Below are 14,103 nucleotides of genomic sequence, written 5' to 3' on the forward strand. Positions count from 1 at the left end.
GGAGGGCGTGGCATAACTGCCCTGGCGATCGACGTGCACGAGTCCAGTCACACCGATCGACGTGCACGAGTCCAGTCACACCGATCGACGTGCACGAGTCCAGTCACACCGATCGACGTGCACGAGTCCAGTCACACCGATCGACGTGCACGAGTCCAGTCACACCGATCGACGTGCACGAGTCCAGTCACACCGATCGACGTGCACGAGTCCAGTCACACCGATCGACGTGCACGAGTCCAGTCACACCGATCGACGTGCACGAGAGCCACGAACGAGTCGATGGACGAGAGCCGAACGTTCAATAGCCCCCCACGACACCCCCACACGTGAGCGCGGACCACTACGCCGAGGCCGACTTCGTTCGCACGCTGGACCCCGACGGACGCGTCGTCGGCGACGTTCCCGACCTCGCCGACGAGCGCCTCCTCGCCATCTACCGCGACATGAAACTGACGCGGCATTTCGACGAGCGGATGGTGAGCCTCCAGCGACAGGGCCGGATCGGCACGTACGCCCCCGCCGCGGGACAGGAGGCGTCGCAGGTGGGGTCGACCCACGCCCTCGCCGACGACGACTGGATCGTCTACCAGTACCGCGAACACGGTGCCGTCGTCGTCCGCGGCCTCTCGGCGGCGTATCTCACCTACTGGATGGGCCACGAGGCCGGAAACGCCTCGCTGATCGACCAGCACGTCGCGCCGCTCAACATCACCATCGCGGACCAGATCCCCCACGCCGTCGGCATGGCGTGGGGGGCGAAGCTGAAGGGCGACGACACGGTCGTCGTCTGTCACTTCGGCGACGGGGCGACCTCGGAAGGGGACTTCCACGAGGCCGCCAACTTTGCCGGTGTGTTCGAGACGCCCTGCGTCTTCTTCTGTAACAACAACGGCTGGGCGATCTCCCACCCCGCCGAGCGACAAACCGCCGCCAAGACGTTCGCGGCGAAGGCCGACGCGTACGGCATCGAGGGCGTTCGAGTCGACGGGATGGACCCGCTCGCGACGTACCGGGTCACGCGTGACGTCGTCGAGCGCGCCCGCCGCGGCGAGGGCCCGACGCTCGTCGAGGCGGTCCAGTACCGCTTCGGCGCGCACACCACGGCGGACGATCCCTCGGCGTACCGGGACGAGGCGGAGGTCGAGCGGTGGCGCGAGCGCGATCCCCTGGATAGGTACGAGACGTTCCTCCGCGACCGCGACCTCGTCGACGATACCGTCATCGAGGAGATCGAGGCGGAGGCACGCGAGACGGTCGCGGGGGTCATCGACGAGGCCGAATCGTTCGAGCCGGACCCGCGAGCGATGTTCGACGACGCGTTCGCCGACGCCACGCCCGGCATCGACGCCCAGCGCGAGGCGTTCGAGCGAGCCCTGGACGAACACGGCCGCGATTCGTTTCTGCGCGACTAGTCCTCGGCGTCCCCGTGCCGTGCGTTCGGGTGGGATCCGGAGTCGACTCGACTGAACAGATGACCGACTACGCGAGGTCGGCCTGCACCGCCTGCGCCGCGACCCGGCCGCTCTCCAATGCGCCCTGGATCGCCGACCACTGGGTGTAGTCGCCGGCGAGGTACACCCGCCCGTCGGGCGCACGGGCATCCGGGAGGGTGTCGTGGATCCCGGGGGGCTGGTCGAACTGCGCGAACTCGATCCGGTCCGTCGCCAGCGGTTCGAGCCCGCCGAACTGCCGCTCGGGGTACCACGACTCCAGCGCCGCCTGCGTCTCCGCGGCCAGCGCGTCGTCGTCCATCGAGAGCGGCTCCTCGCCGAGGAACGTCGCGTTGAGCAACTCGGCGTCGGCGGGGGCGTACTCCGGGGCGACCTCAGAGAGCGGGACGACCGCGTTCGGGCTCGCCGACGCCGCGTTGAGCAGGATCCGTTTCTTCGTTCCGAGGCTGGTTCCGCCCGGGAGCCGGTAGTACTGGGTGGTCGACGGGCGCGCCGCCGTCGGGATCGACGCGACGGCCGTCAGCTCCCCCGCCGTCCGAGGGTCGGTTGCGACGACGACCGCGTCGACGTCGACCGTCTCGCCGTCGGCGTGGACCGTCGCCCCGTCGCCGTCCCCATCGACCGCCTCGACCGTCGCTCCGGTCCGCACGTCGGCACCCGCCGCCCGCGCCTTCGCGGCGAGTTGGTCGGCGATCGCCCCCATCCCGTCGGCCGGGACGGCCGTCGACCCGTCGCCGAGCATCCGGAACGTGTACTCGAAGACGCGTTTCGAGGTCGACAGCGAGCGGTCGAGCGTGATCCCACCGTAGAACGGGGCGACGAAGTTCTCGGCGAACTTCGCTGAGAAACCCCAGTCGGAGAGGTACTCGCGGATGGTCGTGTCCGGCCCGGTGAACAGTTCGTCGAGCGAACGCGTCCCGAGGTCCTGTCTGAGCGCCAGGGTTCGGAGCTTGTCGCTCGTCGTCACCTCGCGGTTGAACAGCGACTCGAAGGCGGCCGTCGGATCGCGCAACGGATCCGAGAGAACGGACCGTTCGCCGGCACGGGCGATGACGGCACCGGGGGTGAACGTGCGGAGGTCGAGGGCGTCGAAGTCGAGTTCCCGGCGGGCGGCGGGGTAGGCGGTGAAAAGCACCTGGAACCCGCGGTCGAGCGTGAAGCCGTCGTGCGTCCGCGACCGGACCCGGCCGCCGACGTGCTCGCGTTCCTCGTACACGGTGACGTCCGCGCCGGCGGCCGCGAGGCGACGGGCCGTGACCAGCCCAGCCAGTCCCGCGCCACACACCACGACGGATCGCTCTTCGTCCATGCGGCGGGCTTCGGGGGGCGGTTACAAAGAGACTGTGCGTTCGTCGACACGCCCACGGCGACCACGCCGGGTCGGCAAGTCGTCGTGACCGCCGTCGCCCACGGTGGAGGGGGGTATCGGCTCCCCGCGCCTGCCGGACGTTCTCAGATGAACACCTGTCCCTCGATCAGCCGCTGGGAGTCCGACACCGCCAGTGCCGACGCCGTCCGGCTGTTGCGGTAGACGGCGTACACCGCCACGACGCTCTCTAGCCGGTCCGGGTCCGCGACGATCGACTCGCGGACGTCGTCGGCAACCTCGACCTCGGCGTCGGCCGCCTCGCACAGTCCGTCGAGCGTCTCCGCGCGACGCGTCTCCCCCTCGTCGCCGCCGTCCTCGTCTCCGGTGTCGAACAGGTCGAGGTCGACGAGCGTCCCCGTGGGGTACACCTCGACGACGAACGGTCGGTCCGAACGGGGGTCCGTCATCGGCGGCACCCGAACGCTGTCGCTCAGCACGAGCGGCCTGAGGACGTCCCGGAGGCCGTAGAACGTCGACGCGACGATGGGATCGGCGAACGGCGACATCGTGCTCAGCGGGCCGTCGGTCGCGCGGAACCGGGCGTCCGACGAGCTGTCCGTGCGCCGGACGCGCCGCTCGCACCGCCGACGGAGGTCGTCCGGGCTGTCATACCACGAAGGGAGGTCGCGGACGAACGCCGCCCAGCTCTCCTCGGCGACGACGCCCGCGGGGAGGCCGAACGGGAAGTCGAGGCCGACGGCGGCTGTCGACGGCAGGTCGGCGAGGAACGTCGTGAGTGTCGGCGTTCCGGGCGACGCCGCCGTCGTGTCGAACCACTCCTCGACCGGGGCACACCGGTCGACCGAGAGGGTCCCGTCGGTGACGACCCCCCGGGAGACCCACGTCCGTCCCCCCGACTCGCGTTCGTCACCGCCGTAGACGATTCCGTAGACGACGGACGGTGGTGTGAAACTCTCACACATTATATCGTATTGATACATCACGGCGTCTTAACCGTACTGGCTCGGCCGTCCGGCCGTGACGGCGGATTCGGCGACGTCACCGCGACGGCGACACCCGGTGGCGGTCCCCGGTCCCGCCGTCGGTTTCCGCCGACCCGCCGCTCCGAAAAGCGTATCCGCCTCTCCCCGCAACCGGGAGCTATGCCGAAGACAGAGGAGATCAGGTGCCGCAACGCGGACTGCGAGCTGGACATGTTCGAGAACCATTACAACAGTTAAATAAAGTGTGTATCAGATGCACACCTTGCTCTCAGTTCTTCGGTAATTAAATACAGGGAATATGAAGTAGTCTATCCTCTCTCGACGGAAAAGGCTCTCTACCATCTGTGTAGACGATATACCCTGAAGAAGTATGAATTCACATCACCAAGTGAAAAGTATCATATGTGAAATTCTAGTCAGCAAGTACATTAGCGAGAACGCCTCTGTTTCTGATATGAATGCAGACCGACAGCGGAGAAGAACCACACGAAGCCGGCGCAGTATAATGAAAATAGTTGGTTTAGGCATATCTGTTGCAATCGCAGGGTGTTCAGGCGATGGAAGACCGGGCGATGGAGAAATAGACGACGGAGGAACAAACGGTAGCGAGTCGACGAACGAGCCCAAGACTGTAATTGAGATATATCTGAACACATTCTTTGGAGGTGACCCTACGGGATTCAACAAAATACGCCATTCGGATAGCCCGATTTCCGCAGTTGAAGAAGATCAGCAACTCATCGACATCAACGTCTCTATTGATAACGTAGTCTATATCGTGGAAGAAACTGACCGAATACTGGCTGAAGTCACAACGGTTTCAGATGGAGAAGATATGGAACCGGTCACTGCCACCCGTGAGATAGAATTACGGACCGAAGATGGACAGTGGAAGTTCTGGTACGATAGTGCACTTGACTAACTTGCTCTCCAAACATCAATTGTCTCGTTAATCAAACGAATCGGCATCACATACCCCCTCATTTTTCTATCATTTTGCTCACCTATGTCCATCAAGAGTCAATCAAGAGTCAATCAGTTATGCTATCATCAATGAATTTCAGTACCAAAACTTCATACAACGGATAGTCACTAGCACGGACATGGATAAAGGCGAACAGCGAGGAGACCCCCACGACGGTTTGTATTACCCGATGAATCCTTCAGCACCGCTCTGACCGGCTATTTTGAGCTGATATAAGGCCGAATACGGGGCTTATTCACTCGTCTTTTATATACAGATAGCCGATTGAGCCGACCTTTCGTGAGGGAAATCTGTGTGGCTTGGTGCTGTTTTTGAGGACTGAATCAGGATGGTGTGACCCCTACCGGGTGTGGCATTGTAAACGCTACTCATCAGTCTCCGAAAAGAGTATCCGCTGGCCGCCAGTATGTTCACGTATGCCTAAGACTGAGGAAATCAAGTGCCTCAACACCGACTGTGAGTTAGATATGTTCGAGAATCACTATACATATGATATCCCAGACGACCTCAGTATTGAACACCTACGTTGCCCATACTGCGGGGAGACAGATTATCTCGAACTAATTGAACTTTAGTCGGGTTTCCAGCCACGTTCCATCGCTTGTTCGCGGGTCTCGTCCGGCTCTAAATGCTCTAAATCGTCTCCGTTCGTAATCCGGTTGTGGCAGCTACGGCAGACGTCAATGGTCTCTTCCGGAGTGTAGGAGATATGGTGAGTCTCTAATATTTTCCCGCGCTCGTTACAGACCGCACAGATTTGCTCCTTGCTGGCCTGCCTTGTGTCGTAATCCACAGTTGGAGCACTAGCGTTGTATGCCTCGTCAACCTGTTCTGAGACGATATCTGCGTAAATCTGAGTAGTTTGAATGTCTTCATGAGCCAAAATCTGCTGGAGGTCTTCAAGCGTACCCTTCTTCGGAGGCTGTAAGTAGTGGACACCGAAAGAGTGACGAAGTGAATGACTGGTCACTCTTCTCCGTTTATTTCCAGCCTTGTCTACGTATAGAACGTCCTGAATACCCGCTCTCTCGGCAGCGTTCCTAATTATCCGTGAGATATGGTTAGGGTGAATCTTCTCGTTCTTCTGCGTCACAAAGAGATATGAGCTATCAGCAGCGGTGATGTATGAGTCTCGGTAGTTATTTTTCCACTCCGTGAGCAGCGGGTCGAGACTGGGCTGCCAGCGGACAGTAATGGTTTTGTCAGTCTTTGGAGAGTATACATCCACTTTCCGGTCATCCCAGTTCATCTCCTCTAACAGCACATTGGAAACTTCGCTGCGACGGCACGCAGTATAATACATGAACAAGATGATGCAGCGGTTCCTCACTATCGGCTGAGGAGCATTTTGAACGAGGTCTCTGACCTCATCAATACCGTCCTCTGGGTCTTTCTTCAACCAGACACGCTTCTGTTGTGCTTTTTCCTCTCGCTTGTTCTTTCGAGAGGCGAAGTCACCCAGTTTCACATCCTCGGTAGGGTTTTTATTCACTACACTATCCCTCTTCAGGAACTGGTACAGTACACGGAGAGTGTTAAAGCGATTTCTAATGGTATTGTTTGCGTAGTCGTCCTCCCCGAGCTGATACAGATAATCCTCTATCTCCTTCCAAGTTACTTCATCGACCTCAAGACCCTCTGAATCAAGGAATTCTGTGTAGTCCCTAAGGTCAGTTCGCTTGTTTCGGACCGTACTTTCGGCACGCTTCTTCCGGTAGTGACGGAGGAAGTCCTCACCTTCTGGAATCATATTCTCTCATCTTGCTTCAGATAATGTTTGTAGCCTTCCTCGCCGATGATTTCGTAGGTAGGGAGGAAATTAGATTTGAGATGCTGTATTGCGTCCTTGACTTCTCCTCGGTCGACTTCCAATTCTTGTGCTAGCCCGGAGAGGGTCGAAGGGGAGTCAGTATGGCTCAGTGCGTTATGTGCGTGCATCTCGTCAAGTTCGTCGGAGTTCATATCCGAGTTGGTAATCTCGGCACTATTCGCAGTCGGAGCTACAGGAATCGCATCTAGTACATCTTGAGCGAGTTCCTCGGTATCTCTACTGTCGTCCGCAAGGTTCGCATTGAGAGACCTGAGCTCCTGATTAACCTCTCGCATCTCGGCTTCCAGTCGTTCGACCTTTTTTATCACCTCTGGTGAAGGAGAATGGTCTCTTTCAAACTCGCCGGCCATCTCCTTATTAACCGCTGCTCTGAACAACTGCGATACGCTCTCGTACTTTACGCTGTTCTCCGCGTACTACTCAATTTCTTCTTTTTTCTCGCCATCTGTTACGATAGGTATTCGAGCCACGGTAGAAGCGCTCTTTCACCAAGCGAATATAAAAATAGGTGTCGACTACACATTAAATGTGTACTAAAATATAGACGTCCACTACACGTACGACGTCCCCGACGATCTCATCCTCGACGACCTTCGGTGTCCGTACTGTGGGGAGACCCAGTCGCTGGAGCGCATCGAACTCTGAGCCGGCGTCCCGCTCGCGCCACCGCCGCCCGCGTCGAACAACGCTTTTCTCCCGGCGGCCACTACCGCCTGACACGAGCAATGACAGGAATTCGCGAGATCGGAGAGTCGGTCGCTAACACCGTGCTCGAACGGGTCGGTCGCGGGATGAGTCGGGTCCAAGAGCGAAAGCCCCTCCCGCACGACCTCCTCGAGAGCGACGGCGCCTATCTGATCGTCTTCGACACGCCGGGCGTCCAGCGCTCGGACGTCCAAGTCCGCTTTCTCGACGGCGAGGTGCAGGTCAGGGTCGACCGCTTCCGGGAGTTCTACGAGGACTTCGAGATGCGCTTTCCCGGGCGCGGGCTCTCGCTCGACGGCCAGGTGACGCTCCCTGACGACGCCGCCGTCGACGCCGGCGGTGCCTCGGCGACGCTCGCCGACAACGGCACCCTCCGCATCCAGATCCCCAAGGACGACCGGGCGACCGACGTGGAAGTCGTCGACGAGGAAGGCGACGGAGACGCCGAAGACGCCGGCGAGTCGTAGCCGTCCCCCGTGGCGGACGCCGATCAGTCCGTCTCTCGTCCGACGACTCAGCGGTAGTCGGCGGGCAAGAGCGACGCGAACTCCTTCGATTCGAGCCACGCACAGAGCGCGTCGAGATCCGCGACCGCACCGTCGAGCAGTCGCTCGCCCGCCGCGGCGGAACCCTCGGAGGGGACGCCCACGACGCCGTTGTCCGAGAAATCCGTGGTGTCGTCCAGCACCATCGCGCCGGCGACGTGGACGCCCCACACGTCGCCCGCGCCGGCGTCGGCGTCGTCGATCGCGCCCTCGTCGACGAGGTCGGGCGCGAGCGTCCGGACGACGCTCGTCTCCGCCGCACCCGCGTGACCGACGTGGGACCGACCGAACAGTTCCTCGTGGTCGGCGTCGCGGTTCGACCACCAGTCCCAGGGGACGACGAACGCCGTCCCGTCGGCGCGAAGCGCCCGGGCGACCCGGCGGAGCGCGTCGTCGTTCCCGCCGTGGCCGTTCACGACGACGACCTTCCGGAGGCCGTGAGCGGCGAGGCTCTCGACGGTCTCTCGGACGTAGGCGGCGAACGTGTCGGGCGAGACCGACAGCGTCCCCGGGAACTGGCGATGGTGGCCGCTCACACCGACGGGAACCGGTGGGAGGACGACACAGCCCTCGCGGTCGAGTCGGGTGGCGACGGCCGTGGCGGCCCGCGTGTCGGTTCCGAGCGGGAGGTGCGGGCCGTGCTGTTCGGTCGCGCCGGTCGGAAGGAGGGCGATCTCCGCGTCGGCGAGAAGCGCGGCGGCGTCGGCCGTCGAGGCGTCCGCGAGCGGTGTGCTCATACTGGTCGCTCGACGGGGAGCGATTTACTGCTTGGCGTCGCGGAACGGGGCGAAGCGGCGTGGTGAAGCGAGCCGCCGGTGGTGGTCAGTCAGCCGCAGAACTCGTCGACGCCGCGGGCGGGGTAGCCGACGACCACGTCGACGCCGGCGTCTTTGAGCGCTCGGATCTGGTCGGCCACCTGGTCGGGGCCGCCGACGAGCGCGTAGTCGCGGACGGCCGCCGAGAGTACCTCGCGGGCACGGCCCGTCGCGCCGGCGTCCGTGGCTGCGTCGTCGGGGAGCGCACGGGCGACGGGACGGCGACGGGCGGCGTACGCCCCCACCGCGTCGAGCGCGGCGTCCTCGTCGTCGGAGAGCACCGTCGGCGCGTACACCGCCACCCGGCCGTCGAACCCCGCGGCCCGGAGCGCGCGCACGTCACGAACCGTCGAGCGCGAGAGGAGTTCGTACTGCGTCCCGCCGGCGGCCAGCGCGAGCCGTTCGATGCCCTCGGTGCCGACCCACGCGTCCGGCACCCGGTCGCGCGCGGCGCGGAGGCGAGGGGCGACCGCTCGCCGGCGTTCCTCGTCGGAGAGATACGCGCCGTGGCCGGCCACGAGGACGCGCCGGACCGCAGACGGCACCGTCTCCCACAGCGAGTCGTCGCCGAGCGGGTCGAAGCCGTCGGCACGGACCGGCGTAGTGAGCCGGAGTCGCTTCTCGGCGGCGACCTCGGCCAGTACGTCGGGGTCGGGGAGGTGGTCGCGCCCCTCGTAGTCGACGGCAACGGTCGGAAGCGGGACGTCGAGCGCGCGGCGGACGTCACACTCGGCGGGCTTCAGCGCGACGGCGTCGAGGCCCGTTCGTGCGACGGCACGCTCACCGGTCAACACGTCGGCCCACCTCTGAGAACGAGTTCACTGTCGTCGCGGAACGCGATCCATCGTCTGTGCGACCATACGATGCGTATCGACGTTCGAGACAAAACGCTGTCGTTCCTCGGTCACGTCCGGTGCGTCGCGAGCGGAAGCCACGTGCCGGATTAACGGATCGTGTACCACGAAACGCACGCCCTGCGCCTCGAAACGTCCGTTTCCCGGAAGCTGGGAGTAACAATCGGTATATACGATGTGTCGTCGAGAAGGAGGAAGTGGAGAAGGATCATGACTACCAACAGCGTCGAGTGGTTTGGCAAGCCCATCGAGTTCGCGTACGCCGAATCGACCACCGGATACCTGACGGTCCTTCTGCGTCTAGTCACCGGCTACTGGTTCCTCCACGCCGGCGTGACCAAGTTCGCCTTCGTCGCCGGCGAACCGTTCAACGCCGCGGGCTGGCTCGCGAACGCGACGGCCGCGAGCCCCATCCACGGCTTCCTCGTCTTCGTCGCGGAGACTCCCTGGCTGTTGGGGTTCACCAACTTCGCCATCCCGGTCGGCGAGGCGCTCATCGGCCTCGCGCTCATCGTCGGTGCCTTCACCAGGTTCGCCGCGTTCTGGGGCGCGTTCCTGATGGTGTTCTTCTACCTCGGGAACGCCGACTGGGCCCACGGTTACGTCAACGGCGACCTGTTCGGCCTCCTGATGTTCGTCATCATCGGCACCCTCGCCGCGGGCCGTATCCTCGGCGTCGACACGGTGCTCGAGCAGACCGAGACCGTCCGCCAGCGCCCCGCGCTGAAGTACTTCCTCGGGTGAGCGGCACCCGAAGAGCCCGCGGGTTCTCATCGACGTCACCAGTCCGAGAGCGACGCCACTCTCGGTTCACTCTCGGTTTACTCTCGCTTCGTTCTCGTGTTCGCGGCGGCTCGGCCGTCGAACCGGACGGTGACTCTTCGTTTCAGACCGGCAGGTCCGCGTCCGGGTCGACGACGCGGTCGACCTCCGGCGGCATCCGCCAGTCGGTCGTGAGTTCCAGCAGTTGGACGAGGATCCTCCCCGTCGCCCCCCAGACGGTGTATCCGTCGACGTGGAAGAAGTGGATACGGATGTCGCCGTAGTAGGGGTGGTCGCGCCGTTCGGACTCGTAGTTCGCGAGATCGGTGAGCTCGTCGATCGAGAGGACGGCGATCTCGGCCACCTCGCGCTCGTCGGGCGTGTACTGGCGGGCGGGGACCCGGCCGACGAACGGCCGCACCGAGTAGTCGGTGACGGTCTCGATGTCGTCGAGCCGGCCGTACAGTTCGACCTCCTCGGGCCGGAGACCGATCTCCTCGCGCGCCTCGCGGAGCGCCGTCGCTTCGAGCGACTCGTCGCTCGGCTCGCGGCCGCCGCCGGGGAAGCTCATCTGTCCGGCGTGTTCGCCCAGGTGATCCGCACGCTTCGTGAAGAGGAGGTGGTCCTCACCGTCGCGGTCGACGACGGGCGCGACGACCGCCGCCTGCCGCGTCGCCCCCTCGAACGGGACGGGCGTGTGCCGACCGACGCCGGAGAGGTCCATACACGATACAACGGGTCGAAGGTCTTAATCCTGTATGGAACGCGGGATGTCTCAGCCCGTCTCCGGGTCCGACGCCGAGCGCGCGTCGTCGAGCCGCTCGCGGATCTCGGCGACGTCGACCGGTGCCCACGCCTCCAGATCGTACGTCACGTCCAGTAGGTGCTCGATCCGGGCGTCGTTCTCGGCGGCGACCGCCCGAGCGGCGTCGCCGCGCAGTCGCCCCTCGACCGACCGCGCGAGCGCCCCCCGCGAGACCGACCGCGTCGGGTAGTCGAGGATGTGCGGGAGGTCGTCGGCCGCCGCGGGGAGCGCCGGGAAGGCGACGGGGCCGACGGTCACCAGCGGTTCCGGGTCGGGCGCTTCGTCCCCGTCCGCGCCGTCGGCCGGCGTGTACTCGACGAGGAAGTAGCGGTCGACGGCCGACGCGACGGCGGCGTCGACCGCGGACGCGACCGCCGACTCGTCGGCGGCGGCGTCGCCGCGCTGGCGGTAGGCGAGTTCGACCAGCGCCTGCGTCAGTTCCTCGCGGGCGAGCGCGCCGAACATGTCGACGACGCCGGCGAGTTCGTCGGGATCGGCGACCGGCAACGTGGGCGCGGCGAAGGGGTCGCCGGCGTCGTCCGTGGCGTCGGTCACTCGCGGACCTCCCGGAGGTCGGCCGCGGCGCGTTCGCACACCTCGTCGGGGTCGATCGGCGCGTCGGCCCACGCCGGCAGGCGGTCGTCTCCGGCGGGGGGGACGATGGCTTCGGCGTACCGGTCGACCTGTGAGCGCTCCTCGTCGACCGGGTAGTCGAGCCCGTTGAACGCCGCGTCCGCTCCGTATGCGCGGACGAACCGGCGGGCCGTCTCGCGGTACCGCGCCGGAAGGGTCTCGTAGGCGGGGTGGACCCCCTCAGCTTCGACCACGGCGAACAGCGCCATCCCGACCTGTCGGGACATGTCCGACAGGCCCGTGGGCCCAGAGACGGCGCGGTGGTCGTGTTCGTACGCGCCGAGGTCGACCTGTGCGCTCCCGTCGAAGCCGACGTGGGCGAACGCGTCGCCGAGCGTCCCGACTTCGAGCCCCCACGACCGCTGCATCCGGAGCCGGGCGGCGAGGTCGCGCGTCGCGGCGAACTCCCCGGCGAGGGCGTAGCGGAACGAGGCCAGGTAGTCGAGGACCGCTGCGTCGTGGTCGGCGGCGAGCGCGCGGACGAGCGGCGCGTAGAACAGCCGAAACAGCCGGCCGTACAGCCGGCGGTTCTCCACCCGTGCGTAGTAGCCCTTCGAGAACGAGTGCCCCCGCGCGAGCGGGAACAGCAGTCGGGGGACGTACGTCCGGTCGTACGTCTTGGTGTCGGCGTCGTGGAAGACGACGTACTCCTCGTCGCCGGCGAGGGCGGCTCCGAGCGCGAGCCACACGTCGCGTCCCTTGCCGCGCTCGCCGGCGAGGCCCCCGTCGCGGAGGAGCGTCTCGACGCCCGGGCCGTCACACCACAGGAGTGTGAGCGGGAGGTCGTAGTCGGCGAGCCACTCGGCGAACGCGTCGACCCGCGAGGCGGACGCTCGGAGCGGAACGACGACGCGGCCGGGGGCGATCCGCTCGAGCGTCGAGAGGACGCGTTCGGCGGCGAGGCCGGCGTACTCGCGTTCCGTCATCGGCACGACCACCGCGGCGCGATCGACCGGGGCGTCGGGCGTCGCCCCGCCGAGGTCGTGGAGCGTCGTGACACGCTCTTGGACGTACTCCATCACCCGTGTCACGGGTTCGGGAGGCAAAAGTCCCGCGAACACGGTTCGGCGGCGTGGAACCGGCGCGGAGCCGACGCAGAGCCGACATGGGAACCGTCGAGCGCGACGCGACAGGGCGCGGCCGTCGCGCGGGATCTCGACAGCCCCACGACACCGTCACTCGGGATCGCTCGACACCGACTCGGCGGCTCTCCCGCGGGCGGTTCCCGGGAGCAGCCCGGCGAGTCGGAGCGCGCCGAGCACCGCGACCACCGCCCCGAGGCCGACCGCGAACGTCGAGAACACGGCGTCGTACGCGAGACCGCCCTCGACGAGCGTCCCGACAGCGCTGGAGCCGCCGGCCTGCGTGAGCATCATCGCCCCGGAGTACGCGGCGTAGGCGCTCCCGCGCGTCTCGTCGGGGAGCGTGTCGAGCAGGAAGGTGTCCATCGCGGGGAACAGGCTGTGGATGACGTAGCCCACGACGGCCGTGACGACGAGGAGGGCGAGGAGTCCGGTGGTTCTTGTGAGGAGGAAGACGCTCCCGGCGAACGCGGCGACGACGCCGAGCAGATACGGCACGTGCGGGAGGCGGTCGGCGAGCCGTCCGGAGACGACGAACGCGGGCACGCCCGCGGCGAACACGACGGTGAGCGTGTTCTTCGCCATCGTGGGCGAGAGGCCCTTCGTCCGCATGTAGAGTTCGTAGAAGTTGAACAGCCCCTGCCAGACGAAGCCGGTCACGCCCAGGATCACGACGCCGACGGCGATGAGTCGCCACTCGCGTCTGATGCCGGCCAGGAGGTCCCGGTCCGCGACGCCGGCGTCCGGGAGGTCGGTCCGGCGTGCGGTCACGACGAGGGCGAGCGTGACGAGGAAGGCCACGACGCCGGTGCCGACGAAGACGACGCGCCACGAGACGACGAGGGCGAGCGTCACGAGCGGGGCAGCGGCGACGGCGGCGATCTGCGACGCCGTGCCGTGCGTTCCCATCGCGCGGCCCACCCGTTCGGGGTACAGTTCGCTCACGAGCGGGTTGGCGGCGACGAAGTAGACGCCCGACGAGAGCCCCATCAGGAGCGCACCGGCACCGACGGTGACGACCGTGTCCGCCGCGGCGGTGAACAGCGACGCGACGGTGAGTACGACCCCCGTCCCGAGGACGACGCGGTGTCTGGGGACGCGGGTGAGCAGCCACCCCGCCGGGAGTCGCGGGAGGGCGCTCCCGAGCCAGACGAGAGTCGCGATGGTCCCTGCCGTGGCCTCGCCGACGTCGAAGACGACGATGAACTGCCCGACGAGCGGGGCGAAGACGACGCGTGCGAGGTTCACTAAGAACGCCATCGCACAGAGGGTACCGAAGAGGGGGCGTCTGGACACGGGGGAACGTCGCTGGGACGGAC

General features: G+C 65.3%; 17 protein-coding genes. 7 read left to right on the plus strand and 10 right to left on the minus strand.

From position 1 onward, the window contains the following. Positions 1-329 precede the first annotated feature (329 nt). Complete coding sequence (gene pdhA / locus NKJ07_RS10770) at positions 330-1,415, plus strand: pyruvate dehydrogenase (acetyl-transferring) E1 component subunit alpha (RefSeq protein WP_318566830.1); 1,086 nt, start codon at positions 330-332, stop codon at positions 1,413-1,415. A gap of 67 nt (positions 1,416-1,482) precedes the next feature. Here pdhA and NKJ07_RS10775 read toward each other — a convergent pair whose 3' ends face one another. Both NKJ07_RS10775 and NKJ07_RS10780 read right to left on the minus strand, forming a co-directional pair. Further along, a complete protein-coding gene (locus NKJ07_RS10775) occupies positions 1,483-2,763 on the minus strand; it encodes an NAD(P)/FAD-dependent oxidoreductase (protein WP_318566831.1) in 1,281 nt (426 codons plus the stop codon). Between the two features lie 143 nt (positions 2,764-2,906). Next, positions 2,907-3,746, minus strand: a complete 840-nt coding sequence (locus NKJ07_RS10780; protein ID WP_318566832.1) for a DUF429 domain-containing protein — start codon at positions 3,744-3,746, stop codon at positions 2,907-2,909. Between the two features lie 180 nt (positions 3,747-3,926). Between NKJ07_RS10780 and NKJ07_RS24405 the strand changes: the two genes are divergently transcribed. From NKJ07_RS24405 to NKJ07_RS24410, 3 genes are all read left to right on the plus strand, one after another. Beyond that, on the plus strand, positions 3,927-4,004 hold the full coding sequence (locus NKJ07_RS24405; protein WP_425504758.1) for a DUF7559 family protein: 78 nt from the start codon (positions 3,927-3,929) through the stop codon (positions 4,002-4,004). A gap of 133 nt (positions 4,005-4,137) precedes the next feature. Further along, positions 4,138-4,689: a hypothetical protein gene (locus NKJ07_RS10785; protein WP_318566833.1), complete on the plus strand. Its 552-nt coding sequence runs from the start codon at positions 4,138-4,140 to the stop codon at positions 4,687-4,689. A gap of 479 nt (positions 4,690-5,168) precedes the next feature. After that, positions 5,169-5,327: a DUF7559 family protein gene (locus NKJ07_RS24410; RefSeq protein ID WP_425504640.1), complete on the plus strand. Its 159-nt coding sequence runs from the start codon at positions 5,169-5,171 to the stop codon at positions 5,325-5,327. Here the strand turns inward: NKJ07_RS24410 and NKJ07_RS10790 are convergent. Together NKJ07_RS10790 and NKJ07_RS10795 are read right to left on the minus strand one after the other, a co-directional pair. Beyond that, a complete protein-coding gene (locus tag NKJ07_RS10790; protein WP_318566834.1) occupies positions 5,324-6,502 on the minus strand; it encodes a tyrosine-type recombinase/integrase in 1,179 nt (392 codons plus the stop codon). The two genes, NKJ07_RS24410 and NKJ07_RS10790, sit on opposite strands and share 4 nt — an antisense overlap. Beyond that, complete coding sequence (locus NKJ07_RS10795) at positions 6,499-6,933, minus strand: hypothetical protein (protein WP_318566835.1); 435 nt, start codon at positions 6,931-6,933, stop codon at positions 6,499-6,501. Before NKJ07_RS10795 ends, NKJ07_RS10790 begins: the two co-directional genes overlap by 4 nt. A gap of 229 nt (positions 6,934-7,162) precedes the next feature. On the opposite strand from NKJ07_RS10795, the gene NKJ07_RS24415 reads away from it, so the two are divergent. After that, complete coding sequence (locus NKJ07_RS24415; RefSeq protein WP_425504759.1) at positions 7,163-7,228, plus strand: DUF7559 family protein; 66 nt, start codon at positions 7,163-7,165, stop codon at positions 7,226-7,228. A gap of 80 nt (positions 7,229-7,308) precedes the next feature. Continuing rightward, on the plus strand, positions 7,309-7,755 hold the full coding sequence (locus NKJ07_RS10800) for an Hsp20/alpha crystallin family protein (RefSeq protein ID WP_318566836.1): 447 nt from the start codon (positions 7,309-7,311) through the stop codon (positions 7,753-7,755). A gap of 47 nt (positions 7,756-7,802) precedes the next feature. On the opposite strand, the gene NKJ07_RS10805 is transcribed toward NKJ07_RS10800, so the two are convergent. Both NKJ07_RS10805 and NKJ07_RS10810 read right to left on the minus strand, forming a co-directional pair. Then, positions 7,803-8,570 (minus strand): creatininase family protein, encoded by a 768-nt coding sequence (locus NKJ07_RS10805; RefSeq protein WP_318566837.1) that lies wholly within the window; start codon positions 8,568-8,570, stop codon positions 7,803-7,805. Between the two features lie 89 nt (positions 8,571-8,659). Beyond that, positions 8,660-9,442, minus strand: coding sequence for a DUF7388 family protein (locus NKJ07_RS10810; protein WP_318566838.1), 783 nt, complete (start codon positions 9,440-9,442; stop codon positions 8,660-8,662). A gap of 270 nt (positions 9,443-9,712) precedes the next feature. Between NKJ07_RS10810 and NKJ07_RS10815 the strand changes: the two genes are divergently transcribed. Next, complete coding sequence (locus NKJ07_RS10815) at positions 9,713-10,246, plus strand: TQO small subunit DoxD (RefSeq protein WP_318566839.1); 534 nt, start codon at positions 9,713-9,715, stop codon at positions 10,244-10,246. Between the two features lie 142 nt (positions 10,247-10,388). On the opposite strand, the gene NKJ07_RS10820 is transcribed toward NKJ07_RS10815, so the two are convergent. The 4 genes from NKJ07_RS10820 to NKJ07_RS10835 form a co-directional block, all read right to left on the minus strand. After that, a complete protein-coding gene (locus tag NKJ07_RS10820) occupies positions 10,389-10,988 on the minus strand; it encodes an NUDIX hydrolase (protein ID WP_318566840.1) in 600 nt (199 codons plus the stop codon). Between the two features lie 51 nt (positions 10,989-11,039). Further along, positions 11,040-11,534 carry a DUF7109 family protein gene (locus tag NKJ07_RS10825; RefSeq protein ID WP_318570443.1) on the minus strand — a complete coding sequence of 165 codons (495 nt, stop codon included), beginning with the start codon at positions 11,532-11,534 and terminating at the stop codon, positions 11,040-11,042. Positions 11,535-11,620: 86 nt separating this feature from the next. Continuing rightward, the gene (locus tag NKJ07_RS10830) at positions 11,621-12,721 is read right to left on the minus strand and encodes a glycosyltransferase family protein (RefSeq protein ID WP_318566841.1); all 1,101 of its coding nucleotides are present in this window, start codon (positions 12,719-12,721) and stop codon (positions 11,621-11,623) included. 156 nt (positions 12,722-12,877) lie between these two features. After that, on the minus strand, positions 12,878-14,044 hold the full coding sequence (locus NKJ07_RS10835; protein WP_318570444.1) for an MFS transporter: 1,167 nt from the start codon (positions 14,042-14,044) through the stop codon (positions 12,878-12,880). Positions 14,045-14,103: the final 59 nt, after the last annotated feature.

Source organism: Salinigranum marinum, assembly GCF_024228675.1.
Lineage (GTDB): Archaea > Halobacteriota > Halobacteria > Halobacteriales > Haloferacaceae > Salinigranum > Salinigranum marinum.

Bases quoted from the DNA above. Each gene is read 5' to 3' on its own strand.
- NKJ07_RS10800 (WP_318566836.1), top strand. From the start codon at position 7,309: ATGACAGGAATTCGCGAGATCGGAGAGTCGGTCGCTAACACCGTGCTC.
- NKJ07_RS10835 (WP_318570444.1), bottom strand. From the start codon at position 14,044: ATGGCGTTCTTAGTGAACCTCGCACGCGTCGTCTTCGCCCCGCTCGTC.
- NKJ07_RS10820 (WP_318566840.1), bottom strand. From the start codon at position 10,988: ATGGACCTCTCCGGCGTCGGTCGGCACACGCCCGTCCCGTTCGAGGGG.
- NKJ07_RS24410 (WP_425504640.1), top strand. From the start codon at position 5,169: ATGCCTAAGACTGAGGAAATCAAGTGCCTCAACACCGACTGTGAGTTA.
- NKJ07_RS10790 (WP_318566834.1), bottom strand. From the start codon at position 6,502: ATGATTCCAGAAGGTGAGGACTTCCTCCGTCACTACCGGAAGAAGCGT.
- NKJ07_RS10775 (WP_318566831.1), bottom strand. From the start codon at position 2,763: ATGGACGAAGAGCGATCCGTCGTGGTGTGTGGCGCGGGACTGGCTGGG.
- NKJ07_RS10805 (WP_318566837.1), bottom strand. From the start codon at position 8,570: ATGAGCACACCGCTCGCGGACGCCTCGACGGCCGACGCCGCCGCGCTT.
- NKJ07_RS10825 (WP_318570443.1), bottom strand. From the start codon at position 11,534: ATGTTCGGCGCGCTCGCCCGCGAGGAACTGACGCAGGCGCTGGTCGAA.
- NKJ07_RS10785 (WP_318566833.1), top strand. From the start codon at position 4,138: ATGAATTCACATCACCAAGTGAAAAGTATCATATGTGAAATTCTAGTC.
- NKJ07_RS10830 (WP_318566841.1), bottom strand. From the start codon at position 12,721: ATGGAGTACGTCCAAGAGCGTGTCACGACGCTCCACGACCTCGGCGGG.
- NKJ07_RS10815 (WP_318566839.1), top strand. From the start codon at position 9,713: ATGACTACCAACAGCGTCGAGTGGTTTGGCAAGCCCATCGAGTTCGCG.
- NKJ07_RS24405 (WP_425504758.1), top strand. From the start codon at position 3,927: ATGCCGAAGACAGAGGAGATCAGGTGCCGCAACGCGGACTGCGAGCTG.
- NKJ07_RS10795 (WP_318566835.1), bottom strand. From the start codon at position 6,933: ATGGCCGGCGAGTTTGAAAGAGACCATTCTCCTTCACCAGAGGTGATA.
- NKJ07_RS10780 (WP_318566832.1), bottom strand. From the start codon at position 3,746: ATGTGTGAGAGTTTCACACCACCGTCCGTCGTCTACGGAATCGTCTAC.